Raw genomic sequence first — 25,532 nt, forward strand, 5'->3', positions numbered from 1 at the left:
GAGAAACCGGGTTATGTTGCAGTTTATTCTCCGACGTTTGGGACTCGTCATCCCGACATTTATCGGTATTACCCTTCTCACCTTTGCTTTCGTTCATATGATCCCCGGCGATCCGGTGATGATTATGGCGGGCGAACGTGGTATTTCCCCCGAACGTCACGCGCAGCTGCTGGCCGAAATGGGCCTTGATAAGCCGCTGTGGCAGCAATATGCCCATTATATTTGGGGCGTACTGCACGGTGATTTAGGGATCTCGCTGAAAAGCCGAATTCCCGTGTGGCAAGAGTTTGTGCCGCGCTTCAAGGCCACCCTCGAACTGGGTGTCTGCGCGATGATTTTCGCCGTCGCGGTCGGTATTCCGGTGGGCGTGCTGGCTGCGGTAAAACGCGGCTCCATCTTTGACCACACCGCCGTGGGCCTGGCGCTGACTGGTTACTCGATGCCTATCTTCTGGTGGGGCATGATGCTGATTATGCTGGTTTCGGTACAGCTGAACCTGACGCCGGTCTCCGGGCGTATCAGTGATACGGTATTCCTTGATGATACCCTGCCGCTGACCGGTTTTATGCTGATTGACACCGCCATCTGGGGCGAGCAGGGCGACTTTATCGATGCCTTAATGCATATGATCCTACCCGCCATCGTGCTGGGCACGATTCCGCTGGCGGTGATCGTGCGTATGACCCGATCGTCGATGCTGGAAGTGCTTGGCGAGGATTACATCCGTACCGCACGCGCTAAGGGGTTGACCCGCATGCGGGTGATTGTCATCCATGCGCTACGCAACGCGATGCTGCCGGTGGTGACGGTGATTGGTCTGCAGGTGGGCACGCTGCTGGCGGGCGCCATTCTGACCGAAACCATTTTTTCGTGGCCAGGTTTAGGCCGCTGGCTCATCGATGCGCTACAGCGCCGCGATTATCCAGTTGTGCAGGGCGGGGTTCTGCTGGTGGCGACGATGATTATTCTCGTCAACCTGCTGGTCGACCTGCTGTACGGCGTGGTGAACCCGCGTATCCGGCATAAGAAGTAAGGGGCCATCATGTCACAAATTACAGAAAATAAAGTTGTCGCCGCACCGGTGCCAATGACCCCGTTGCAGGAGTTCTGGCACTATTTCAAACGCAATAAGGGTGCCGTCGTCGGGTTGGTGTATGTGGCGGTGATGATTATCATCGCGGTATTCGCCAACTTTCTCGCCCCTTATAACCCGGCAGATCAGTTCCGTGATTCACTGCTGGCGCCGCCGTTCTGGCAGGATGGCGGTAGCTTGACGCATCTGCTAGGCACCGATGACGTGGGTCGCGATATTCTCTCGCGCCTGATGTACGGCGCGCGCCTGTCGCTGCTGGTGGGCTGTCTGGTGGTGGTGCTGTCGCTGATCCTCGGCGTGGTGCTGGGGCTGGTTGCTGGCTATTTCGGCGGGGTGGTGGACTCCATCATCATGCGCGTGGTCGATATCATGCTGGCGCTGCCGAGCCTGCTGCTGGCGTTGGTGCTGGTGGCTATCTTCGGACCATCAATCGTCAATGCTTCGCTGGCGCTCACCTTCGTCGCCCTACCGCACTATGTGCGTCTGACGCGCGCGGCGGTGCTGGTGGAAGTGCACCGCGATTACGTTACCGCTTCACGCGTGGCGGGCGCCGGCGCAATGCGCCAGATGTTCGTTAATATTCTCCCTAACTGTCTTGCGCCGCTGATCGTTCAGGCGTCGCTGGGCTTTTCTAACGCCATTCTCGACATGGCAGCGCTGGGGTTCCTCGGCATGGGCGCGCAGCCGCCGACGCCTGAGTGGGGCACCATGCTCTCCGACGTGTTGCAGTTCGCGCAAAGCGCCTGGTGGGTGGTGACCTTCCCGGGTGTGGCGATCCTGCTGACGGTGCTGGCATTTAACCTGATGGGTGACGGTCTGCGTGACGCGCTCGATCCCAAACTGAAGCAGTAAGAGGTTCGAGATGGCGTTATTAAATGTAGATAAGTTATCGGTGCATTTCGGCGATGAGAATGCGCCGTTCCGCGCCGTAGACCGCATCAGCTATAGCGTGAAGCAGGGTGAAGTAGTTGGCATCGTGGGTGAATCGGGTTCCGGTAAGTCGGTGAGCTCGCTGGCGATTATGGGGCTGATTGATTACCCCGGCCGGGTGATGGCGGACAAACTGGAATTTAACGGCCGCGATTTGCAGCGAATTTCGGAAAAAGAGCGGCGCCAGCTGGTGGGGGCGGAAGTGGCGATGATCTTCCAGGATCCGATGACCAGCCTCAACCCGTGCTTTACCGTCGGCTACCAGATTATGGAAGCGATTAAGGTCCATCAGGGCGGCAATAAGCAAACCCGCCGCCAGCGGGCGATCGATCTGCTGAACCTGGTGGGTATTCCTGACCCGGCGTCGCGGCTGGACGTTTATCCGCACCAGCTTTCCGGTGGGATGAGCCAGCGCGTGATGATCGCGATGGCGATCGCCTGCCGGCCAAAGCTACTGATTGCCGATGAACCGACCACCGCGCTGGATGTGACCATCCAGGCGCAGATTATCGAACTGCTGCTGGAGTTGCAGCAGCAAGAGAATATGGCGTTGGTGCTGATTACCCACGATCTGGCGCTCGTAGCGGAAGCCGCGCATAAAATTATCGTCATGTACGCGGGTCAGGTGGTGGAGACCGGCGATGCGAAAGATATCTTCCGCGCGCCGCGTCATCCTTACACCCAGGCGCTGCTGCGCGCGCTGCCGGAGTTTGCCCAGGATAAAGCGCGTCTGGCGTCGTTACCGGGCGTGGTGCCGGGGAAATACGATCGTCCGAATGGTTGCCTGCTGAACCCGCGCTGCCCCTATGCAACGGATAAATGCCGGAGCGAAGAGCCCGCGCTCGCGGATCTCGACGGCGGCCGTCAGTCTAAATGCCACTACCCACTCGATGATGCCGGGAGGCCTGGATTATGAGTACGCAAAAGGTCGCCACGCAACAACCGCTGTTGCAGGCCATTGATCTGAAAAAACACTATCCGGTAAAGAAGGGGCTGTTTGCTCCGGAACGGCTGGTGAAAGCGCTGGACGGCGTCTCCTTTACTCTTGAGCGCGGTAAAACGCTGGCAGTGGTGGGGGAATCAGGCTGCGGCAAATCGACGCTGGGTCGTTTGCTGACGATGATTGAAATTCCGACCGGCGGCGAGCTGTATTATCAAGGGCAGGATCTGCTCAAGCACGACCCGCAGGCGCAAAAGCTGCGGCGGCAAAAAATCCAGATTGTGTTCCAGAACCCGTATGGCTCGCTGAACCCACGTAAAAAAGTGGGGCAGATTCTGGAAGAGCCGCTGTTGATTAACAGCAGTCTGAGCAAAGAGCAGCGACGTGAAAAGGCGCTGGCGATGATGGCGAAGGTGGGCCTCAAAACGGAGCATTACGATCGCTACCCGCATATGTTCTCCGGCGGTCAGCGTCAGCGTATCGCCATTGCTCGCGGGCTGATGTTGGATCCGGACGTGGTGATTGCCGATGAGCCGGTTTCCGCGCTGGATGTTTCGGTACGCGCCCAGGTGCTGAACCTGATGATGGACCTGCAGCAGGATTTAGGTTTGTCCTACGTGTTTATCTCCCACGACTTATCGGTCGTTGAGCACATCGCTGATGAAGTTATGGTGATGTATCTTGGCCGCTGCGTGGAGAAGGGGACCAAAGACCAGATCTTTAATAACCCACGTCATCCGTATACCCAGGCGCTATTGTCGGCGACGCCGCGTCTGAACCCGGACGATCGTCGCGAGCGTATCAAGCTGACCGGCGAACTGCCGAGCCCGCTGAATCCGCCGCCGGGCTGCGCCTTCAATGCGCGCTGCCGCCGACGCTTTGGCCCATGCACCCAGCTTCAGCCGCAGCTAAAGGATTACGGCGGCCAACTGGTGGCCTGCTTTGCCGTTGATCAGGATGAGAATCCGGAGAAAGCGCGAGCGTGATGGTAGGCGGGTTGTCGCGTGATGAATTCTGCGGGGGAGGGCTGGAATGCGCCTCGCAGATTGCCGAAGGGCGTGGTGAAGGCGATGACACGGAGCGGTAGAATCGACGCTAAGCCGGGTTCGCCCGGTGAGGCGCAATGTTGCGGGGGCTTGAACCCCGGCGGCATAGATAAGTTGCTGGAAAGAGAAAACCCTCGCACGTTGCTGGTGTTAACCAGGCAACTGAACGAGGGCTATCACTAACTCCAAGCAAGTTAAAGATAGCCGCGAACGGTTGCCATTGCAATACAGGCGGCTCTATGACGCTCACACAGTTAGGTCTGATCTTATGGGACGATCTGGCGGCGCCGATAATCGCTGGCATTGTGGTCAGCATTATCGTCAGCTGGATGCATAACCAGAAGTGACGGACCGGCGGGCGTGAGTCTGCTGCGTTGGCAATTTGCGCCCGAACAGGCCGCAGGAATTCTCCTGCGGCCTTTTTCGTTTTGCCAGGCTGCACGCAGAATGTGGTTGGTTGCTGGAATGCGCCTCGCAGATTACCGAAGGGCGTGGTGAAGGCGATGACACGGAGCAGTAGAATCGACGCCAAGCCGGGTTCGCCCGGTGAGGCGCAATGTTGCGGGGGCTTGAACCCCGGCGGCATAGATAAGTTGCTGGAAAGAGAAAACCCTCGCACGTTGCTGGTGTTAACCAGGCAACTGAACGAGGGCTATCACTAACTCCAGACAAGTTAAAGATAGCCGCGAACGGTTGCCATTGCAATACAGGCGGCTCTATGACGCTCACACAGTTAGGTCTGATCTTATGGGACGATCTGGCGGCGCCGATAATCGCTGGCATCGTGGTCAGCATTATCGTCAGCTGGATGCATAACCAGAAGTGATGGACCGGCGGGCGTGAGTCTGCTGCGTTGGCAATTTGCGCCCGAACAGGCCGCAGGAATTCTCCTGCGGCCTTTTTCGTATTTACTGCGGATACGGTACCCAACTGCCGCCGTTGAGCTGCACGTAAGGTTTGCCTTGATACTGAATGACAATAGCGTTGGAGTTTTCCGATACCGCAGCGGTCTGCGGCAGGTTAGCGGTGTATTGCTGCCAGTTGACGTTATCCTCGGTAAACATCTTACCGTCGAGGGCGCGTACCACCAGTTCAGAAACTGCGAGGTAGCTGGAAGGCTGAGTGATTTCCACCGCGGCGCCCTGATGCGGCGCCTTCATGCCGAAGAATTTCACCGCCGCCGGCACGTTAGTGATCGACGGGCTTGGAATATCGCGCAGCCCGGAGACCTGCATTTTATCACCCTTCAGCGCGCCGCCGTGTTCTGGCACCACCACCACCATCACTTTACGCCCGGATTTTTCCAGCGCGGTGAAGAAGGCATCCAGCTCATCAAAGAATTTCTGCGCGCGGGCCTTATAGTCGGCCGTTTTGCTTTGGCCGGGATAATGGTTGCCATCGTGCAGCGGCAGCGTGTTGTAGAAGGTCGCGGTACGCGGCGTGTTGAGCTTTTCTGTGGTTTGTAGCCAGCGATCGAGCGTTGCCCGATCGTCATAAACCGGCGATCCGTCGAAGCCCTGGAGAATAACCGGTAAACCACTCTGATCCATTAATGGACTCTGCATACCGCCGAGCGAGCGAACCTCTTTGAGGAAGTCGCCGAATACGCCGTTATGTCCCAGCATCAGCTGTTGGGTAAAGCCGAGTTTAGCCAGATTTTCGAACAGATAGCACTCGTTGCCCGACGGCTGATACAGGTTGTTATGTGATAGCTGGCCGCAGCTGGCGCGCAGCAGGCGAACCGCTGCCGGGCCGCTGTAGGAGGTGGCGGAGTTGAAGTTTTTGAAGACGATATCGAAATGTTTCCACAGTGGATGGTCCATCAACCCGGCAGCCTCAATGTCTGACCATGACAGGGAACAGATATTGATTACCAGCAGATCGAACGGCTGCGCATCACCAGGAAGCTGAGCCGGGAACGGCGTTTTTCTTTTCTGTTCAGAAGCATAGAAAGTTTTCAGCCAGTTGCTAAGGTTAGCCGAGGTGGGCGGTTCGGTCTGCGGCGGGATATCGCCGCTGGCGTCAGCGCTGGCGGATGCCGCGGCTGTTGTCGTTCCACCAGTCGTTGCCGCGGGCGTGGCCGCAGCGGTGGTCGGCTGGCCGGCGGGCCACAGAGTAAAGGAGGGCAGCAGCGGGCTGATAACCAGCCAGACCATGATCGCCGAAACAAACACGGTAACGCGCAGCCACTGGCTGATGAATAGCCACAGCACCAGCAGCACAAAGAAGGCGCCGACCATATTCCAGTTAATAAAGCGGGTGATCAGGTCCCAGATGTAATCGGCGCTGAAACCGGCGATTTGCGAGCCCTGGCTCATAATGCTTTCCGGACCGGGTAACCAGGTATCATGCCAGAACAGGGCAAAGCCGAGCGGAATCGCTATCCAGTGGCGTATCCGGTGCAGTTTTTCGCTGGGGATCGGCACCAGCAGAAAGGCGAGGAACACCAGGTTAAGCATTGGATGGAAGTTCAGGTATCCCGCCCACAGCAGGGCAAACTTCACGAGAAAATAGAAGTTCCAGCCAGACAGGCCGTGCCAGTACTGCCATAGCGGAAGCGGCGTAGCGGTAGTTTTTGTTTTGGTCATTTTTTCAGTTTGCCCTGCCTGGTCGCGTTATCCCGGCGCAGCACGCCGGCCGGTTTCACGTAACGGGGTTTAAAGAACATCAAACGTAAAGTCGTGCGAATACGGCGCTGATAATGGCGCGTTAGATACCCCAGCGGAAAAAACAGCAGGGCGCACAGTACAATCAGCTGAATGATATCGGCGATAGACATCATGACCGCGGTTCTCCGTCGGTGGAGAGGCGCCAGGGTTCCGGGATTCGCCGCCACTGGCGACCATCGTGCTTAACGTTAAGGGCTTCGTTTTTGCCCACCGTAATTGGCAGCGGCGTGTTCCAGTTGTCCGGGGAGAGGCCCCGCATCAACAGTATTTCCGCAGAAATTTGCTTGTCTTCGAACCAAATCATACGGTTAGAGAAAATGTCTCCAGTCGGTAATGGGAAGATATGGTTTAACGCCGTGTCCAGATCGTTTACCCGGCAAAACGATAAAAACAGCACTAATCGATTATTACCGATCGTCACGATATCGCCCATGCGGTTGGGTTTACACAGGGTTAATGCCTGTTCGACACGTAGTCCCGGCGCGGGGCGCAGCGCCACCATCACCCCTTTACTATCCGGCGGCAGCAGCGTGTTGCCCATGATATTGCTGACCGCTTCGCAGAAGGCGTCCCACTTTTGATAGCCGCGAAGTTTAAGCGGCCGGCTCCAGGTTAGCAGCGTGTTGAAGTCTTCCGGAACGTGGCGAGTAAACTTCTGTTTTTGCACGCTTTCAATCAGCGTCAGGCAGCGTGAAAGCCCGGCGCTGCAGGGGATCACCATGTTGGCGCCGCTGCTTAGCAGCAAACGTTCATCCGTGGCGCGCAGGCTTGGCGTTTGTTCGCGTACCACGATTTTTAAGGCGCTGCCGCGCTGGCGGCGCAGGATATGGATATAGCGGCCGAGCTGCTCTATTTGTTCGTTCTGGGTGATGGAAAATAGCAGGGTGGCCGCTTGCGCGGTACGACCGGCTTCAAAGACCGCATCGTTGGTTTCGAACAGCGTCCAATACTCGGAAAGCGCAGGCGCCCCTTCCAGCACGCGCAAATTACTGAGGACGATTTTTTCGTCGCTGCGTGGCTGTACCACAGCTTCTTCGTTCTGCGCCAGCCGCCAACCCTCATCATCGTGTAAAATAACCAGTTGCTGCTGTGCGCTAATACCTTTCTCGCTTCCCCACCACGCGATATCAAATAGATGGCTGTCGCCCTGATAACGAATGCTTGCCAGCCCGGAAAGGGCGCGGTACTGGCGTAATAATGGAGAAAGTTGTTTATCGGTATCGTTAGCCGAATTAAGTACCATAAGAGAGCAGTTATGGTATTTGGTCCATCGATTAGATTTTTCTACCCAATGGAGTAATTCATCTATTTTTATATTTTGCCAGGAATTTTCTGTACATAGCAGAATAAATAAATAGTTGCCAGGTTCCATAGAACAAAGTATGTCGCGGTGCAACTCCTGCAGGCCTTCCGGGCGATCGGGCATAGTGAATAATGCGATTTTGTTGGGACCGCGATCTTTTTTTAATGATATGACTTCATTAGGTTTTTTACCCATCACTATGGCCGCGACCTTGCTGTCCTGCGCCTGGCTTTCCAGCGTTTGATTCAGCAGGCTGACGGCGTCGGCATAGCGGTCGACATTAAGCCACCATACCCCGCCAACGGGCATATGGCATACTTCGTCCCATAACGATGAAATACCCAACGTATATACAATATCCACGATGTCCCTCGCGCGCCCTATTTACAATGATTAGTTTACTAGCGAAAGCGTGAGAGTAAACCTAACATTGAAATTAAAGGACATCAGTTTTAGCATGTACACGTAATTTTAGGGATGAGCGGTTTACACTTCCTGGTTTTATAATGTGTTTTTCGAATGGACAGAGAAATGCCGGAAAAAGACCCTGCGGTACCTGGCGATGCGACGCTGGGATATACCTTCCAAAATGATTTCCTGGCATTAAGCCGGGCATTTTCCCTGCCGGATATTGATTACCACGACATTTCCCGACGCGAACAGCTCGCTGCGGCGTTGCAACGCTGGCCGCTGTTGGCCGAATTAGCTGAGAAAAAGTAAGGAAGCCGTCGATGGCGATTCTGGGATTACAAGGCATACGCGGCGGCGTAGGCACCACATCTATTACCGCCGCACTGGCCTGGGCACTACAGCTGCTCGGTGAAACTGTGCTGGTGGTCGATGCCAGCCCGGACAATATGCTGCGCTTTTTCTTCAACGTTGATTTCGACCATCGCAACGGCTGGGCACGCTCGTTGATTGACGGTGGTGACTGGCGCGACGCCGGACTGCGCTACACCGCGCATATCGATCTCCTGCCGTTTGGCCGACTGACGCCTGGCGAACGTGAGCACGTTGATAAACTCAGTTCAGCGCTTGAACCCATCGCGGAACAAATCAAATTGCTCGACCAGCAGGGAAGCCACCGCTGGCTGCTGATTGATATACCAGAGGGTTATTCTCCGCTTACCCGCGAGTTGCTGAGCGTGTGCGATCGTGTGCTACAGGTTGTGCACCCGGACGGCAACAGCCATATTCGCCTGCATCAGCAGGCGCTGCCTGCGAACGCGGATATTTTGATTAACGACTTACGCGTAGGCAGCCAACTGCAGGAAGATCTCTATCAACTATGGCTGGAAAGCCAGCGGCGGATCCTGCCGGTCACGATTCACCGCGATGAAGCGATGGCGGAGTGTCTGGCAGCGAAACAGCCGCTTGGCGAATATCGTCAGGATGCCCTGGCGGCGGAAGAGGTGCTGACGCTGGCCAACTGGTGCCTGCTGCACTATGCCAGGGAGGGGGCGGCATGATCCGCCTGAGTACGTTGCTGCTGGCGCCGCCGGTGGGCGAGCGCTTGAGCGAACGTTATGATGACTATCGTCAGCATGGCGCGTCGGTGCTTTCGGCTTTTCTCGGTTGCCTGTGGGTGTCGTTGGCGTGGGCGTTAATGCCGCTTGAGACGCCGCGCTGGCAAGCTATTCGCGAACACCATGCCGACTATTTTCCGCATATTAATCCGCATCGCCCACGCCCGTTAGATCCGCTGCGCTATTTGCTGCAGTCGCTCTGGCTACTGGCGACCCGGGTGCCGGAACCGGATAAAAAAATTAACTGGCGCTCGCTGGCGGCGTTGGAAGGGGTGCACGGGCGCTACGCGCAGTGGATGGAAAAATTACCGGAAAAGGTCAACACCCGTACCGGCCACCTCGATAAGCAGAAAGAGCTTGAGCACCTGCATCCGCAACTGCGGCGGCTAGTGCTTGGCACCGTCACCTTCTTCTCACTGATTCTGGCGTTGTTGTGCATTACCCAGCCGTTTAACCCGCTGTCACAGTTTATTTTCCTGCTGCTGCTGTGGGGCGTCGCGCTGCTGGTGCGGCGTATTCCGGGGCGTTTCTCCGCCCTGATGCTGATCGTGTTGTCGCTGACCGTTTCCTGTCGCTATATCTGGTGGCGCTATACCTCCACGCTTAACTGGAACGATCCGGTCAGCCTGGTATGTGGGCTGATCTTGCTGTTTGCCGAAACCTACGCCTGGATTGTGCTGGTGCTGGGCTATTTCCAGGTGGTGTGGCCGCTTAATCGCCAGCCGGTGCCGCTACCGGAAGACATGAACGAATGGCCGACGGTGGATATCTTCGTCCCGACCTACAACGAAGACCTTAGCGTGGTGAAAAATACCATCTACGCTTCGCAGGGTATCGACTGGCCGAAGGATAAGCTCAATATCTGGATCCTTGATGACGGCGGGCGCGAAGAGTTTCGCCAGTTCGCGAAAGACGTCGGCGTCCATTACATCGCGCGTACCAGCCACGAACATGCCAAGGCCGGTAATATCAACAATGCGCTGAAGTATGCGAAAGGCGAGTTCGTCTCTATTTTCGATTGCGACCACGTGCCGACCCGTTCCTTCTTGCAGATGACCATGGGCTGGTTCCTGAAGGATAAAAAGCTGGCGATGATGCAGACGCCGCACCACTTCTTCTCGCCGGATCCGTTCGAACGCAACCTGGGCCGTTTTCGTAAGACGCCGAACGAGGGGACGCTGTTTTACGGCCTGGTGCAGGACGGCAACGACATGTGGGATGCGACCTTTTTCTGCGGATCCTGCGCGGTCATTCGCCGCGGCCCGCTGGATGAAATCGGCGGTATCGCCGTTGAAACGGTCACCGAGGATGCCCATACCTCACTGCGTCTGCATCGTCGTGGCCATACCTCCGCCTATATGCGCATCCCGCAGGCGGCGGGTCTGGCGACGGAAAGCTTATCGGCGCATATCGGCCAGCGTATTCGCTGGGCGCGCGGGATGGTGCAAATTTTCCGTCTCGATAACCCCTTATTTGGTAAAGGGTTGAAGCTGGCGCAGCGTATCTGTTACGTCAACGCGATGCTGCACTTCTTGTCCGGTATCCCACGGCTTATCTTCCTCACCGCGCCGCTGGCATTCTTGTTGTTACACGCCTATATCATCTATGCGCCCGCGTTGATGATCGCGCTGTTCGTGCTGCCGCATATGATTCACGCCAGCCTGACGAACTCGAAGATTCAGGGTAAGTACCGCCACTCCTTCTGGAGTGAAATCTACGAAACGGTGCTGGCATGGTATATCGCGCCGCCGACCTTCGTCGCGCTGATTAACCCGCACAAAGGCAAGTTCAACGTCACCGCCAAAGGCGGACTGGTGAAAGACGAGTATGTCGATTGGGTTATCTCCCGCCCCTACATTTATCTGGTATTGCTTAATCTGGTGGGCGTGGCGGTCGGCATCTGGCGCTTTATGTACGGACCCGAGAACGAAATTTTGACCGTCTGGGTCAGTATCATCTGGGTGTTTTATAACTTAATCATCCTCGGCGGCGCCGTGGCGGTGTCGGTGGAGAGCAAGCAGGTGCGGCGTTCGCACCGCGTAGAGATGTCGATGCCGGCGGCGATTGCTCGCCCGGATGGTCACCTGTTCTCCTGTACCGTTCATGACTACTCCGACGGCGGGCTGGGGATAAAAATTCACGGCGAAGCGCGGGTACTGGAAGGGCAACACGTGAATTTGCTGCTCAAACGCGGACAGCAAGAATACGTTTTCCCGGTTCGCGTCGCGCGGGTGAACGGCGGTGAAGTCGGCCTGCAATTGCTGCCGCTGACTAACCAGCAACATATTGATTTTGTGCAGTGTACGTTTGCCCGCGCTGATACGTGGGCGCTTTGGCAGGACAGCTTCCCGGAAGATAAACCGATGGAAAGCCTGCTGGATATCCTCAAGCTGGGGTTCCGTGGATATCGTCACCTGGCGGAGTTCTCACCGCCGTCGGTGAAGGTTATTTTCCGCTCGCTCACCTCGCTGGTGGCCTGGGTTGTATCATTTTTACCGCGCCGTCCCGAACGTGCCGCGGCGGTGCTCTCGGCAGAACCGGCAATGGCTCAACAATGATGATAATGCGATGAAAAGAAAACTTTCCTTGATTTGTGCAGTGGCGGTGGGAATGAGCAGCTGGTACCCCTTCGCAACATTTTCGGCTCCGGCGGTGACGCCTAATGCCGCGGTGGTCGACGCTCCCGCCACAACGGTTACGGCTCAGCCAGCGCCGGTGATTAACGATAGCCAGCCGACCGCGGCGGTTATCGATCCTGCCGCGCCGGTGGTGGTGGCGGACAATATCCCGACTCGCGACGTGAAGCTGACTTTCGCGCAAATCGCGCCGCCGCCGGGTAGCATGGTGCTGCGTGGTTCGCATCCAGAGGGCGCCGTGGAATTCGGCATGCGCAGTGATGAAGTAGTCGCTAAAGCGCTGCTCAATCTTGATTACACGCCTTCGCCATCGCTGCTGCCGGTGCAATCACAGCTGAAGGTTTATCTCAACGACGAATTAATGGGCGTGTTGCCGGTCACCAAAGAGCAACTGGGTAAAAAAGTGAGCGCCCAGATCCCGGTCGATCCGCTGTATATTACCGATTTTAACCGCGTGCGGCTGGAGTTTGTCGGCCACTATCGCGACGTTTGCGAAAACCCGGCCAGCAGTACGCTGTGGCTTGATATCGGCCGTGAGAGCTCGCTGGATTTAACCTATCAGTCGCTGCAGGTACGTAACGACCTGTCCCACTTCCCGGTTCCGTTTTACGACTCGCGCGACAACCGTCCGCTGACGTTGCCGATGGTTTTTGCTTCTGCGCCTGACGTCAAACAGCAGCAGGCGGCAGCGATTGTCGCCTCCTGGTTTGGCAGCAAGGCCGGCTGGCGTGGTCAGCAGTTCCCGGTCCGCTTCAATGAGATACCGGAACGTAACGCTATCATCTTCGCGACCAACGATAAGCGTCCGGACTTCCTGCGCGACCATCCGCCGGTAAAAGCGCCGACCATCGAAATGGTCAACCACCCGAGCAACCCCTACGTCAAGCTGCTGGTGATCTTCGGCCGTGATGATCAAGATCTGCTGGTGGCGGCGAAGGGTATTGCCCAGGGCAATATTCTATTCCGCGGCGATAGCGTGGTAGTGGATGGCGTGAAAGAGTTGAAGGCCCGCCAGCCGTATGACGCGCCAAACTGGGTTCGTACCGACAGGCCGGTGACTTTCGGCGAGCTGAAAACTTATGAACAGCAGCTGCAATCAAGCGGCCTGGTGCCAGATTCGATTAACCTGGCGCTGAATCTGCCGCCGGATCTGTACCTGCTTCGCGCTAACGGCATCGATATGGACCTGAAATATCGCTATACCATGCCGCCTATCAAAGATAGCTCGCGGATGGATATCAGCCTTAACGATCAGTTCCTGCAGTCGTTTAGCCTCAATAGCTCGCAGGATGTGAATAAGCTGATTTTACGCCTGCCGGTGCTGCAGGGGCTGTTGGATGGCCAGAACCAGGTGACCATACCCGCGCTGCGCCTCGGCGCGATGAACCAGCTGCGCTTCGATTTTCAGTATATGAACCCGATGCCGGGCGGCAACATCGATAACTGTATTACCTTCCAGCCGGTGCAGAACCACGTGGTGATCGGCGATGACTCCACCATCGATTTTTCGAAATATTACCACTTCCTGGCGATGCCGGACCTGCGCGTCTTCGCTAATGCCGGTTTCCCGTATACCCGCATGGCCGATCTCTCTCAGACGCTAATCGTGGTGCCGAAAACGCCTGATGCGGGTCAGGTGGAGACATTGCTGCAGGCGGTAGGCGGCATTGGCGCGCAGACCGGGCTGGCGGCTATCAGCATGCAGATGACCGACGACGGCAACCAAATTAAGGGCAAAGATGCCGATCTGATGCTGATTGGCGCTATCCCGCCATCGCTGAAAGACGATACTAAAATCAATCTGCTGGTCGAGGCGACCAAAAGCTGGGTGAAAACGCCGATGCGTCATTATGACCTGGCTAGCATCTATCCGGACGATGATGCCCGCACGCCGCATACGCGGACCGATATCACCTCTTCCGGGCCGATGGCGGCCATTATTGGCTTCCAGTCGCCGTATAACGACCAGCGCAGCGTGATCGCCCTGATGGCCGATAGCCCGCGCGGTAATGAGCTACTCACAAACGCCTTAAATGACAGCGGTAAACGGGCGGCGATGTTCGGTTCGGTGGCGGTGATTCGCGAATCTGGCGTCAATAGCCTGCGGGTTGGCGATATCTATTATGTCGGCCACCTGCCGTGGTTCGAGCGCATCTGGTTTGCGCTCTCCAGCCATCCGATACTGTTGGCGATTCTGGCGGCCGTCAGCATTGTGCTGCTGGCGTGGGTGCTGTGGCGCATGCTGCGTATTCTCAGCCGTCGCCGTCTTGATCCTGATGATGAGTAATTGCTGATGAACGCATTTCGTGGGGTACTTCTCTCGGTATTCATACTGGCGGCGGGGCAGGTTAGCGCCGCCTGCCAGTGGCCCGCCTGGGAGCAGTTTAAAAAAGCGTATGTCAGCGCCGAAGGGCGAGTCATCGACCCCAGCGATGCGCGCAAAATCACCACCTCCGAAGGACAAAGCTACGCGTTGTTTTTCGCCCTGGCGGCCAACGATCGCCAGGGCTTCGATAAGCTATTCCAGTGGACGCAGAACAACCTGGCGCAGGGCGATCTGCGCGCCCATCTGCCGGGATGGCTATGGGGGAAAAAGAGCGAGGACGAATGGACGATGCTGGACAGCAATTCGGCATCGGATTCTGATTTGTGGATTGCCTGGTCACTGCTGGAAGCCGGACGCCTGTGGAAGGTCGCTAACTATACTGAGGTAGGAAAAGCGCTGCTGGCGCGGATTGCCGATGAAGAAGTCGCCGATGTTCCGGGACTGGGGCCGTCGGTACTCCCGGGGAAAGTCGGTTTCGCGGACGACAAGGGCTGGCGCTTTAACCCAAGCTACCTGCCGCCGCAGCTCGCAACCTATTTTACCCGCTTTGGCGCGCCGTGGCTGAAGATCCGCGACAGCAATCTGCGGCTGCTGCTGGAAACGGCGCCAAAAGGCTTCTCACCGGACTGGGTGCGCTATGAGAAAGGCAGCGGCTGGCAGCTGAAAACCGATAAGCCGATTATTGGCAGCTATGACGCTATTCGCGTCTATCTGTGGGTCGGGATGCTCAATAACGCCGATAAACAAAAAGCGCCGCTATTGGCGCGTTTCAAACCGATGGCGACCCAGACTATCAAACAGGGATTGCCGCCGGAAAAAACCAATATCGCCAGCGGGAAAACCACCGGTGAGGGGCCGGTTGGTTTCTCGGCTTCCATGTTGCCGTTTTTGCAAGATGACGACGCCCGCGCGGTACAGCGTCAACGGGTCGCCGATCATTACCCCGACGCGGACGCCTACTACAGTGCGGTGCTGACGCTGTTCGGCCAGGGGTGGGATCAACATCGTTTTCGTTTCGCCGCGGGTGGCGAATTACAACCTGACTGGAACCAGGAATGCGCAAGTTCTCACTAAGCTTCATCACGCTGTCTGTTAGTCTCGCGCTGCTGCCGCTGGCGCAGGCGGCGAATACCCCTGCGCAGCAGCATCTGCTGGAACAAGTGCGTCTCGGCGAGGCGAGCAACCGTGAAGATCTGGTGCGTCAGTCGCTTTATCGACTGGAGCTAATCGACCCGAATAATCCCGATTATCTCGCCGCCCGGGCTCGCTACCTGCTGCGCCAGGGCGACACCGCCGGCGCGCAAAAGCAGCTCGATCTGCTGGCGAAACTGGCTCCTGAATCATCGGCGCTAAAAGCGACGCGCAGCGAGATCGATCTCAGCGGAGGCAAAGGTCAGCAAGAACTGCAGCAGGCGCGCCTGCTAGGCGTTTCCGGGCACGTCGACGAGGCCATCGTCGCCTATGAAAAACTATTCGACGGCGTTCCGGCGGATGTTAATTTTGCTATTGAATACTGGACACTGGTCTCGCGTTTGCCGGCGCGGCATAACGAAGGCATTAGCCAACTGAAAAAACTGAATGCCAGCTCGCCGGGTAACGTGGCATTGCAAACGACATTGGCAAAACAGATGTTTGCCGATAATAAACCGGATGAAGGTTTCGCTTATCTCGAACAGATGTCTCGATCGGCCGCTGGGCGAGATGCGGCTTCAGCGATGTGGTTTGATGAAATTAAAAATTTGCCGGTTAGCCGCGCCAGCGTGCAGGCGCTGCAGCGTTTTCTGGTCGTATTCACCACCGGAGAAACGGTTGCTAATGCCCGGGTGCTACTCGATAAGCAACAAACTCAACTGAAAGATCCGACTTTCCGCGCTAAAAGCGAAGGACTGGCGGCAGTGAAATCCGGTAATGCGGCGCAGGCGGTGGCCGATCTGCAGCAGGCGGTGCGCGCCGATGCCCGCGATAGCGATGCCGTCGGCGCGCTGGGCGCTGCCTACTCACAGCGCGGCGACCGGGCGCGGGCGGTGGCGCAGCTCAATAAAGCGATCGCGATGGATCCGAAAAGCCCGAATCGCGATAAGTGGGACAGTCTGCTGAAGACCAACCGCTATTGGCTGTTGATTAAACAGGGCGATAACGCGTTGAAAGCAGGCCAACTGGCGCAGGCGCAAAACGCTTATGCCCAGGCGCAGCGGGTGGATAACACCGACAGCTACGCGGTGCTGGGGTTAGGCGATGTCGCCGCGGCGCGCAAAGATGACTCCGCCGCCGAACGCTACTATCGCCAGGCGTTACGCATGGATCGCGACAATAATCTCGCCGTACGCGGTCTGGCGAATGTTTATCGTCGTGAATCCCCGGAAAAAGCCAGCGCCTATATTGCCAGTCTCCCCGCTAGCCAGCGGCGTAGTATTGATGATATTGAACGCAGCCTCACTAACGACCGACTGGAAAAACAGGCCGAAGCGCTGGAAAACCGGGGCAACTGGGCGCAGGCCGCGGAGGTGCAGCGGCGGCGTCTGGCGTTGGATCCCGAAAGCGTGTGGATAACCTATCGGTTGGCGAAAGATCTGGTCAGCGCCGGCCAGCGGCCGGAAGCGGACGCGCTGATGCGTAACATGGCCAACCGCAAGCCGGGCGATGCCGAACGGGTTTACGCCTACGGCCTCTATCTGTCCGGTAATAATCAGGATGATGCCGCGCTGGCGCAAATTAACGCGCTGCCGCGCGGACAGTGGACCGACAATATTCGTGAACTGGAAGGGCGTCTGCAAAGCGACAAAGTGATGCGCGAGGCCAACCAACTTCGCGATAGTGGACAGGAAAGTCAGGCTATCGCCTTGATTAAACAGCAGTCGGAATCGGTACGCTACGATCTGACGTTGGCGGATTGGGCGCAGCAGCGCGGCGATAGCGAGGCGGCGATAGCCCAGTACCATCGGGTGCTGAGCCAGCAGGCTGATAATGGCGATGCGCGCCTGGGACTGGCGGAAGTCTATCTTGCTGAGGGCGATAAAAATGCCGCCCGCGCGCAGGTCGCGCAGTTGAAGGATGCGGATACGGAATCGATCAACATGCAGCGCCGGGTAGCGCTGGCCCGCGCCGGATTTGACGATACCGCGGGCGCGCAACAAATATTCGACCGCATCGTGCCGCAGGCGAAAAGCCAGCCGCCATCGATGGAAAGCGCGCTGGTGCTGCGTGATGCCGCGCGCTTCCAGACGCAAACCGATCAACCACAGCAGGCCCTGGAAAGCTATAAAGACGCGATGGTGGCCTCGGGCGTGACCCGCGTTCGCCCGCAGGATAATGAGGCCTTTACCCGCCTGACCCGCAACGATAGCCAGGATGACTGGCTGAAGCGCGGGATCCGCAGCGACGCCGCCGATCTCTATCGCCAGCAGGATCTTAACGTTACCCTTGAGCACGACTATTGGGGATCGAGCGGCACCGGCGGTTATTCAGACCTCAAAGCGCACACCACCATGCTGCAGGTGGACGCGCCGCTGTATGACGGACGGATGTTCTTCCGTACCGATGTGGTGAATATGAACGCCGGGACGTTTTCCACCAATAGCGACGGCGGCTACTCGCCGAGTTGGGGGACCTGCGGCGAAATTAGCTGCTATGGCGGTAGCAAAAACCAGAGCGACGGCGGCGCCAGCGTGGCGGTCGGCTGGAAGAACGACACCTGGAGCGGTGATATCGGCACCACGCCGATGGGCTTTAACGTGGTCGATGTCGTGGGGGGGCTGAGTTACAGCGGCGATGCCGGCCCGGTCGGCTATACCGTCAACGTCCACCGGCGGCCCATTTCCAGCTCGCTGCTCTCCTTCGGCGGGCAAAAAGATAACCCTAACGACGGCCACACCGGTACCACCTGGGGCGGGGTACGCGCCGCCGGCGGCGGTATCAGCCTGAGCTACGATAAAGGCGAGGCTAACGGCATCTGGTCATCGCTGGGTGCTGACCAACTCACCGGCAAAAACGTCGAGGACAACTGGCGCGTGCGCTGGATGACCGGTTACTACTATAAAGCGATCAATGAAAATAATCGCCGGGTGACCGTCGGCCTGACCAATATGATCTGGCACTACGACAAAGATCTCAGCGGCTACACCCTGGGTCAGGGCGGTTACTACAGCCCGCAGGAGTATCTCTCTTTCTCGGTGCCGGTCATCTGGCGTCAGCGTACCGAAAACTGGTCATGGGAACTCGGCGGGTCGGTGTCGTGGTCCCATTCGCGCACGCAAACTCAGGCGCGCTATCCGTTGCTGAATTTGATTCCGTCGCAGTATCGCTACGAGGCCAGCCAGCTAAAAGAACAGGGCAGCAGCAGCCAGGGCTTCGGTTATACCGCACGGGCGCTGGTGGAACGGCGGGTTACCGGCAACTGGTTTGTCGGCGCGGCGGTGGATATTCAGCAGGCCAAAGATTACACGCCGAGCCACGCGCTGCTGTACGTGCGCTATTCCGCTTCCGGTTGGCAGGGCGACATGGATATGCCGCCGCAGCCGTTGGTGCCTTATGCGGATTGGTAGCAGATTAGCCTGATTTCTACGGCTAATCGCCAATCCACCGCGCTGTTCGCGTATACTCGCCGTACCTCGCCCGCCGCTTTCGGGAAGAACCCGCCTTGCGGGCGAGAGCGAACCATTTGCGTATATAATCAGCCTGAAAACGACCGGTATCGATGGATCTTGCCGGATAGTCGTTCAGTTTCAGTGGAGAACACAGTTGCGCGTCAGCCGCTCACTTACAATTAAACAGATGGCGATGGTCGCGAGCGTGTCCATGGCGTTTGTCCTGGTCTTTTGTTCTATTTTGCTGTTTCACTTTGTGCAACAGAGTCGCTATACCACGGCCACGCAATTAGAAAGTATCGCCCGTTCCGTTCGCGAGCCGCTGTCGGCGGCTATTTTGAAAGCCGACATTCCCGAAGCGGAAGCCATTTTGGGCCGCATTCAGCCTGCTGGCATCGTCAGCCGGGCGGATGTGGTGCTACCGAATCAATTCCAGGCGCTGCGGATGCGCTTTATTCCCGAGCGTCCGGTGCCGGTGATGATCACTCGCTTGTTTGAACTGCCGGTGCAGATATCTCTGCCAATCTACTCGCTGGAACGCCCGGCTAACCCGCAGCCGCTGGCTTATCTGGTACTGCAGGCGGATTCCTATCGCATGTACAAATTCGTCATGAGCGCGCTTGCGACGTTGGTGACCACTTACTTACTTTTGGTGCTGGTTTTAACGGTAGCGCTCACCTGGTGCATCAACCGACTGATTGTTCGCCCGCTGCGCGCCATCGCCCGCGAACTCAACGATATTCCGCCTCAGGATCGTCTTGGACATCAACTGAGCCTACCGCGACTGCACCAGGACGATGAAATTGGCATGCTGGTGCGCTGCTACAACCGCAATCAGCAGTCTTTGCTGCGCCAGCATGATGAGCTATCGCTGCAATCGACCCGTTTTCCGGTGTCTGAGCTCCCCAACAAAGCCTTTTTGATGGCGATGCTGGAGCAGACCGCGACCCGTCCGCAGCCTTCGGCGCTGCTGGTGGTGGCGTGTGAAACCCTGCAAGATGCCGCGGGCGTCCTGAAAGAGAGCCAGCGCGAGATGCTGCTCTTAACGCTGGTCGAGAAACTAAAAGCAGTTATCCCGGCCAATATGGTACTGGCGCAGGTGAGCGGTTACGATTTCGCCATTTACGCGCCCGGACTTAGCGAGCCTTGGGAAGCGGTTTCGCTAAGTAAGCGAGTGCTCACTTCTATTAGCGAGCGATTGCCGCTGCACGGTGTCCAGCTGCGCCCCTGTGCCAGCGTCGGCATCGCGATGTTTAATAGCGAGCTGAACGCCGAACAGTTCTATCGCCGTGCGGTTTCCGCCGCGGTGACGGCACGGCGTAAGGGTAAAAATCAAATCGAGTTCTTTGACCCTGAGCAGATGGAAAAAGCCCAGCGCCGGTTAATGGAAGAGCACGACATCCTCACCGCGCTCGATAATCAGCAGTTCGCCATCTGGTTCCAGCCGCAGGTGGATATTGCCAGCGGCGATATTTGCGGTGCGGAAGTTCTGCTGCGTCAGCGACAGGCCGATGGCAGCTGGTCGCTACCGTGCGATCTGATTGAGCGAATTGAAAACTGCGGGTTGATGGTGCCGGTAGGCTATTGGGTAATGGAAGAAGCCTGCCGTCAACTGGCAGCCTGGCAGCAGCAGGGCATCATGCTGCCGCTGTCGGTGAATGTCTCGCTACTGCAGTTGTTGCATCCCGAGCGCGGCGTTGAGCTGTTGGCACTTATTGAACGCTACCGTATCGCCCCCGGCACGTTGGTGCTGGAGGTGACGGAAAGCCGCCGCCTTGACGATCCACAGGCGGTGATTGCCCTGCTGCGCCCGCTGCGCGACGCCGGTACGCGTATTGCGCTGGATGATTTCGGCATGGGTTATGCCGGGTTGCGCCAGCTGCAACATATGAAATCGCTGCCGGTGGATATTCTGAAAATCGACAAGGCGTTTATTGATATGGTGCCGGATGATACCAGCATGGTCCCGGCGATAATTCAGCTTGCGCGCGGGCTCAAGCTGCGGATCGTCGCTGAGGGCGTCGAAAAAGAAGAACAGCTGAAATGGTTGCAAGCGGCTGGGGTGGACATCGCCCAGGGTTACCTGTTTGGTTGCGCCTTACCGCTGGAAAGCTTCATGCAGCGCTTCCTGCACGCTGAAAAGGATGATGCAAGTTTGTAACATTTTTAGTTGTTTGTGCGAGTCAGCTCAAATATTTTAACAATTCCGTTGCAACTTCGCGGTTACTTATTTCTGAAATGTTTCCAGGGTGTTATTTTTAAGCCACAGACACAGATAACCTTTCATTGTCTGTGGTTATTCCCAAAGGACACCCTATGAAACTCTCTCTCTTCAAAAGCCTCTATGTCCAGGTTTTATCGGCCATAGCCATCGGTATTTTGCTGGGCCATTTCTACCCGGAGCTTGGCGCGCAGATGAAACCGTTCGGCGACGCCTTCGTAAAACTGATTAAAATGGTCATTGCCCCGGTTATCTTCTGTACCGTTGTGACAGGGATTGCCGGGATGGAAAGCATGAAGGCCGTCGGTCGTACCGGTGCGGTGGCGTTACTCTACTTTGAAGTGGTGAGTACCATTGCGTTGATTATCGGTCTTATCATTGTCAACGTGGTGCAACCCGGCGCGGGCATGAACGTCGATCCGGCGACGCTGGACGCGCACGCGGTGGCGGTTTATGCCGAGCAGGCTAAAGATCAGGGTGTTGTCGCCTTCTTACTCGATATTATCCCGGGAAGCGTAATTGGCGCTTTCGCCAGCGGTAATATTTTGCAGGTGCTGATGTTTGCCGTCCTGTTTGGCTTTGCGCTGCATCGTTTAGGTAGCAAAGGGCAGCTGATTTTCAACGTCATTGAAAGCTTTTCGCAGGTCATTTTCGGCATCATTAACATGATTATGCGCCTGGCGCCGATCGGTGCTTTCGGGGCCATGGCATTTACCATCGGTAAATACGGCGTCGGTACTCTGGTACAGCTGGGCCAACTGATCATCTGCTTCTACATCACCTGTATTCTGTTCGTGGTGCTGGTACTGGGCTCTATCGCGCGGGCTACCGGCTTTAGCATCTTCAAGTTCATTCGCTATATCCGTGAAGAGCTGCTGATTGTGCTGGGTACCTCCTCTTCGGAGTCCGCGCTGCCGCGAATGCTGGATAAGATGGAGAAGTTGGGTTGCCGCAAATCGGTGGTGGGGCTGGTAATACCGACCGGCTACTCCTTCAACCTCGACGGCACCTCCATCTACCTGACGATGGCGGCGGTGTTCATCGCCCAGGCCACCAATAGCCATATGGATATCTTCCATCAGATCACCCTGCTGGTGGTGCTGCTGCTCTCTTCGAAAGGGGCCGCGGGTGTCACCGGGAGCGGATTTATCGTGCTGGCGGCGACCATCTCTGCGGTAGGGCATCTGCCGGTGGCGGGTCTGGCGCTGATTCTCGGTATCGACCGCTTTATGTCGGAAGCGCGCGCGTTGACCAACCTGGTGGGTAACGGCGTGGCGACCGTGGTCGTCGCGAAATGGGTGAAAGAACTCGACGCCAAACAGCTCGATGATGTGTTAAATAACCGCGTTCCCGCGGACAAATCACAAGAATTATCCTCGTAATTCCTCATGTTATGCCCATGAACTATGGGCTCCTGCGCAAAATTAGGTATCATTCCCCTTCTGGGGGAATGATACCTCATGATTATTTTACGTCTTCATGCGACATTTTCGCCTTCGCGTGGTCTAACCGACGTATTTGATTCACCACCTTTTTCGGCAACCCGGCGATGGGTTGCCTATGTAACCAGGAATGTTCATCAGGGGTTCACATGCAGGGCACAAAAATTCGACTCTTAACCGGTGGTTTGCTGATGATAGCGACGGCCGGTTCTGTGCAGGCAGAAGCGCTCCAGCCGGACCCGGCCTGGCAACAGGGGACTTTGGCGAACGGTTTTTCGTGGCAGGTGCTGGCCACGCCGCAGCGTCCTAGCGATCGCGTCGAAGTCCGCCTGGCTGTGAATATTGGCTCGCTGAGCGAAAGCACTCAGCAGAGCGGCTTCAGTCATTTCATTCCGCGCCTGGCGCTGACCCAAAGCGGCAGCCTCCCGACGATGCAGGCGCGTTCGCTGTGGCAGCAGAGTATTGACCCGAAGCGTCCTCTGCCGCCGGCGATCGTTTCGTATGATTTCACCTTGTTTAATCTGAGCCTGCCGAACAACCGCAACGACCTGCTTAAAGAAGCGTTGAACTGGCTGGCGGACGCCAACGGTAAGTTGAGCATCACCCAGCAAGCGGTCAATCATGCGCTGCAGGGCAGCGATATGGTGGCGACCTGGCCGCTGGATACCCAGGAAGGCTGGTGGCGCTATCGCCTGAAGGGCTCAACGATGCTCGGTCACGATCCGGCGGCGCCGTTGAAGCAACCAGTTGATATTAAACAGCTGAAAGAATTTTATCAGAAATGGTACACCCCGGACGCGATGACGCTGATTGTCGTCGGTAACGTCGATAGCCGCAGCGTCGCGGAGCAAATCAACAAAATCTTCGGCGAACTGAAAGGTAAACGCGAGACCCCGGCGGCGGTGCCAACGCTTTCACCTCTGCCAGCTACGCCGGTTAGCATCATGACCGATGCCGTACGTCAGGATAAGCTGTCGATCATGTGGGATTCCCCATGGCAGCCGATCCGCGATTCCGCCGCGCTGCAGCGCTACTGGCGCGATGACCTGGCTCGGGAAGCGCTGTTCTGGCACGTGCAGCAGAATCTGAGTAAAAGCAACGTAAAAGATATCGGCCTCGGTTTTGATTGCCGCGTGCTGTATCAGCGCGCCCAGTGCGCGATCAATATCGACTCGCCGGGCGAACGTCTGAACGCCAATCTGAGCGCGGTATCGCGCGAGCTGGCGAAGGTGCGCGACAACGGTCTGCCTCAGGAAGAGTTCGATGCGCTGATTGCGCAAAAGAATCTTGAACTGCAAAAGCTGTTCGCCACCTACGCGCGCACGGATACCGATATCCTGATTAGCCAACGTATGCGTTCGCTGCAAAATCAGGTGGTGGATATCGCGCCGGAGCAGTATCAGAAACTGCGCCAGGAGTTCCTGAACTCACTGACGGTCGACATGTTGAACCAGTATCTGCGCCAGCAGTTATCGCAGGATATGGCGCTGGTGCTGCAGCAGCCGAAAGGCGAGCCGGAGTACAACATGAAAGATCTGAAAGCGACGTGGGAAAAACTGATGGCGCCAGCGCCCGCTGCGGCGGTGAGCGCCACGCCGGATGCGGTTGATGCGCATAATGAGGCGACGGATATTCCCCCAGCGCAGTAACACAGGCAGCGGGCGCGGAGCCGCTTTTGCGCCGGATGGCGGCTACGCCTTATCCGGCCTACGGTTCGTGCCATTGCGAGCTGGAGTTGTTAACTCTACCTCTGTCCCCATGGCTACTGAAACTGCCGGTATTGGCGGCCTCAAAATCCCCGGTGGCGCTACCGCTTACCGAGGCTACAGTACTGTTCGATTTGGTAGCAGGGGGAATCGGACCTTAGTCCGGCATCGCTTCGCGCGGGATAATTGCCCCGCGATACTGGATAACCGTGCTGGCGGTGAGGTGTCCGCGTTTCGCCGCGGATTCCGCGTCGCCGCCGGTCAGGCGCACCGCCAGATAGCCGGCGCTGAACGAATCGCCCGCCGCAGTGGTATCCACCACTTTCTCTTTCGCCAGCTTCACCGCGGGCACCTCCAGCAGCGGCTGGCCGGCAATCGCCACCAGGCAAGAGTCCGCGCCGCGCTTCACCACCACCTCTTCGACGCCAGCGGCGTGGGTACGGGCGATAACCTCGGCAACCGGTACCGCTCCCCACAGCGCATCCTCATCATCCAGCGTCAGAAAAGCGATATCGGTACATTCCAGCATTTGCTGGTACACCTGGCGAGTCTCTTGCTGGCTGGCCCACAGGCGCGGACGGTAGTTGTTATCGAAAATCACTTTCCCGCCGTTAGCGCGGCATTCGCGCAGCAGCGTGAGCAGTTTTTCCCGGCTGGACGGGCTGAGGATGGCGAGGCTGATGCCGCTCAGGTAGAGGTAATCAAAGGTAGCCAGCTCTTCGCAGATGGCGTCAGCGCGCTCGCTTTCGAGCCAGAATTTGGCCGCCGCTTCGTTGCGCCAGTAGTAGAAGGTGCGCTCGCCGGTCTCGTCCGTTTCAATGTAATAAAGGCCAGGCAGACGGTCAGCCATACGCTGAATCAGATCGGTTTTTACCTGTTCGCCCTGCCAGGACTCCAGCATCTGCTGGCTGAAGGTGTCGGTACCCAGCGCGGTCACGTAGTGCACGCTAAGCGCATCGGCGCTGGTCTGGCGCGCGATGTAGACGGATGTGTTTAAGGTATCGCCACCGAAACCGCGATTCACCGCCGCGTTTTTCTCTGACAGTTCAATCATGCATTCGCCAATCACGGCAATTTTCTTAGACATAGTGCTGACCTGAAATTGAATCGA

At 57.2% G+C, this 25,532-nt stretch carries 19 protein-coding genes; 15 read left to right on the top strand and 4 right to left on the bottom strand.

Translation table 11 applies throughout. The features are described 5' to 3' along the window. The first annotated feature begins 13 nt into the window (after nt 1-13). The 6 genes from dppB to PGR79_RS13155 all read left to right on the top strand — a co-directional run bounded on the left by dppB (nt 14) and on the right by PGR79_RS13155 (nt 4,835). Nucleotides 14-1,033 carry a dipeptide ABC transporter permease DppB gene (gene dppB, locus PGR79_RS13130; protein WP_002921786.1) on the top strand — a complete coding sequence of 340 codons (1,020 nt, stop codon included), beginning with the start codon at nt 14-16 and terminating at the stop codon, nt 1,031-1,033. A gap of 9 nt (nt 1,034-1,042) precedes the next feature. Further along, the gene (gene dppC / locus PGR79_RS13135; RefSeq protein ID WP_213794179.1) at nt 1,043-1,945 is read left to right on the top strand and encodes a dipeptide ABC transporter permease DppC; all 903 of its coding nucleotides are present in this window, start codon (nt 1,043-1,045) and stop codon (nt 1,943-1,945) included. Between the two features lie 10 nt (nt 1,946-1,955). Then, on the top strand, nt 1,956-2,939 hold the full coding sequence (dppD, locus tag PGR79_RS13140; protein ID WP_015703765.1) for a dipeptide ABC transporter ATP-binding protein: 984 nt from the start codon (nt 1,956-1,958) through the stop codon (nt 2,937-2,939). Next, entirely contained in the window at nt 2,936-3,949 is a 1,014-nt protein-coding gene (gene dppF / locus PGR79_RS13145; protein ID WP_045386512.1) for a dipeptide ABC transporter ATP-binding subunit DppF, read from the top strand. The genes dppD and dppF overlap by 4 nt, the downstream gene beginning before the upstream one ends. A gap of 299 nt (nt 3,950-4,248) precedes the next feature. Further along, nucleotides 4,249-4,356: a type I toxin-antitoxin system toxin Ldr family protein gene (locus tag PGR79_RS13150; protein ID WP_015703763.1), complete on the top strand. Its 108-nt coding sequence runs from the start codon at nt 4,249-4,251 to the stop codon at nt 4,354-4,356. 371 nt (nt 4,357-4,727) lie between these two features. Beyond that, complete coding sequence (locus tag PGR79_RS13155; protein ID WP_015703763.1) at nt 4,728-4,835, top strand: type I toxin-antitoxin system toxin Ldr family protein; 108 nt, start codon at nt 4,728-4,730, stop codon at nt 4,833-4,835. Between the two features lie 82 nt (nt 4,836-4,917). Here the strand turns inward: PGR79_RS13155 and bcsG are convergent, their stop codons facing one another. Genes bcsG through bcsE form a run of 3 tightly spaced genes read right to left on the bottom strand, consistent with a single transcriptional unit; the run spans nt 4,918 to nt 8,344 of the window. After that, the gene (bcsG, locus tag PGR79_RS13160) at nt 4,918-6,597 is read right to left on the bottom strand and encodes a cellulose biosynthesis protein BcsG (RefSeq protein ID WP_430921813.1); all 1,680 of its coding nucleotides are present in this window, start codon (nt 6,595-6,597) and stop codon (nt 4,918-4,920) included. After that, on the bottom strand, nt 6,594-6,791 hold the full coding sequence (gene bcsF, locus PGR79_RS13165) for a cellulose biosynthesis protein BcsF (protein WP_015369235.1): 198 nt from the start codon (nt 6,789-6,791) through the stop codon (nt 6,594-6,596). The genes bcsG and bcsF overlap by 4 nt, the downstream gene beginning before the upstream one ends. Next, nucleotides 6,788-8,344, bottom strand: a complete 1,557-nt coding sequence (bcsE, locus tag PGR79_RS13170) for a cellulose biosynthesis protein BcsE (protein ID WP_113374007.1) — start codon at nt 8,342-8,344, stop codon at nt 6,788-6,790. The genes bcsF and bcsE overlap by 4 nt, the downstream gene beginning before the upstream one ends. Nucleotides 8,345-8,512: 168 nt before the next feature. Between bcsE and bcsR the strand changes: the two genes are divergently transcribed. The 9 genes from bcsR to PGR79_RS13215 all read left to right on the top strand — a co-directional run bounded on the left by bcsR (nt 8,513) and on the right by PGR79_RS13215 (nt 24,364). Further along, nucleotides 8,513-8,701 carry a cellulose biosynthesis protein BcsR gene (gene bcsR, locus PGR79_RS13175; RefSeq protein WP_015369237.1) on the top strand — a complete coding sequence of 63 codons (189 nt, stop codon included), beginning with the start codon at nt 8,513-8,515 and terminating at the stop codon, nt 8,699-8,701. 11 nt (nt 8,702-8,712) lie between these two features. Further along, on the top strand, nt 8,713-9,450 hold the full coding sequence (gene bcsQ, locus PGR79_RS13180; protein ID WP_087858988.1) for a cellulose biosynthesis protein BcsQ: 738 nt from the start codon (nt 8,713-8,715) through the stop codon (nt 9,448-9,450). Then, the gene (gene bcsA, locus PGR79_RS13185; protein WP_087858989.1) at nt 9,447-12,065 is read left to right on the top strand and encodes a UDP-forming cellulose synthase catalytic subunit; all 2,619 of its coding nucleotides are present in this window, start codon (nt 9,447-9,449) and stop codon (nt 12,063-12,065) included. The genes bcsQ and bcsA overlap by 4 nt, the downstream gene beginning before the upstream one ends. Nucleotides 12,066-12,075: 10 nt before the next feature. Next, nucleotides 12,076-14,430 carry a cellulose biosynthesis cyclic di-GMP-binding regulatory protein BcsB gene (gene bcsB / locus PGR79_RS13190; protein ID WP_087858990.1) on the top strand — a complete coding sequence of 785 codons (2,355 nt, stop codon included), beginning with the start codon at nt 12,076-12,078 and terminating at the stop codon, nt 14,428-14,430. A 6-nt stretch (nt 14,431-14,436) separates the two neighbouring features. Next, entirely contained in the window at nt 14,437-15,543 is a 1,107-nt protein-coding gene (bcsZ, locus tag PGR79_RS13195; protein ID WP_430921815.1) for a cellulose synthase complex periplasmic endoglucanase BcsZ, read from the top strand. After that, nucleotides 15,525-19,010, top strand: coding sequence for a cellulose synthase complex outer membrane protein BcsC (gene bcsC, locus PGR79_RS13200; protein WP_430921817.1), 3,486 nt, complete (start codon nt 15,525-15,527; stop codon nt 19,008-19,010). The genes bcsZ and bcsC overlap by 19 nt, the downstream gene beginning before the upstream one ends. 196 nt (nt 19,011-19,206) lie before the next feature. Then, complete coding sequence (hmsP, locus tag PGR79_RS13205; protein ID WP_047047804.1) at nt 19,207-21,213, top strand: biofilm formation regulator HmsP; 2,007 nt, start codon at nt 19,207-19,209, stop codon at nt 21,211-21,213. A 155-nt stretch (nt 21,214-21,368) separates the two neighbouring features. Then, the gene (locus tag PGR79_RS13210; protein ID WP_015369244.1) at nt 21,369-22,655 is read left to right on the top strand and encodes a dicarboxylate/amino acid:cation symporter; all 1,287 of its coding nucleotides are present in this window, start codon (nt 21,369-21,371) and stop codon (nt 22,653-22,655) included. A 209-nt stretch (nt 22,656-22,864) separates the two neighbouring features. Continuing rightward, nucleotides 22,865-24,364, top strand: a complete 1,500-nt coding sequence (locus PGR79_RS13215) for a M16 family metallopeptidase (RefSeq protein WP_430921819.1) — start codon at nt 22,865-22,867, stop codon at nt 24,362-24,364. A 214-nt stretch (nt 24,365-24,578) separates the two neighbouring features. Here PGR79_RS13215 and PGR79_RS13220 read toward each other — a convergent pair whose 3' ends face one another. Beyond that, nucleotides 24,579-25,508 (bottom strand): sugar kinase, encoded by a 930-nt coding sequence (locus PGR79_RS13220; protein WP_045397203.1) that lies wholly within the window; start codon nt 25,506-25,508, stop codon nt 24,579-24,581. Nucleotides 25,509-25,532 lie beyond the last annotated feature (24 nt).

Source organism: Klebsiella sp. 141161 (assembly GCF_050600815.1).
Classification (GTDB): domain Bacteria; phylum Pseudomonadota; class Gammaproteobacteria; order Enterobacterales; family Enterobacteriaceae; genus Klebsiella; species Klebsiella aerogenes.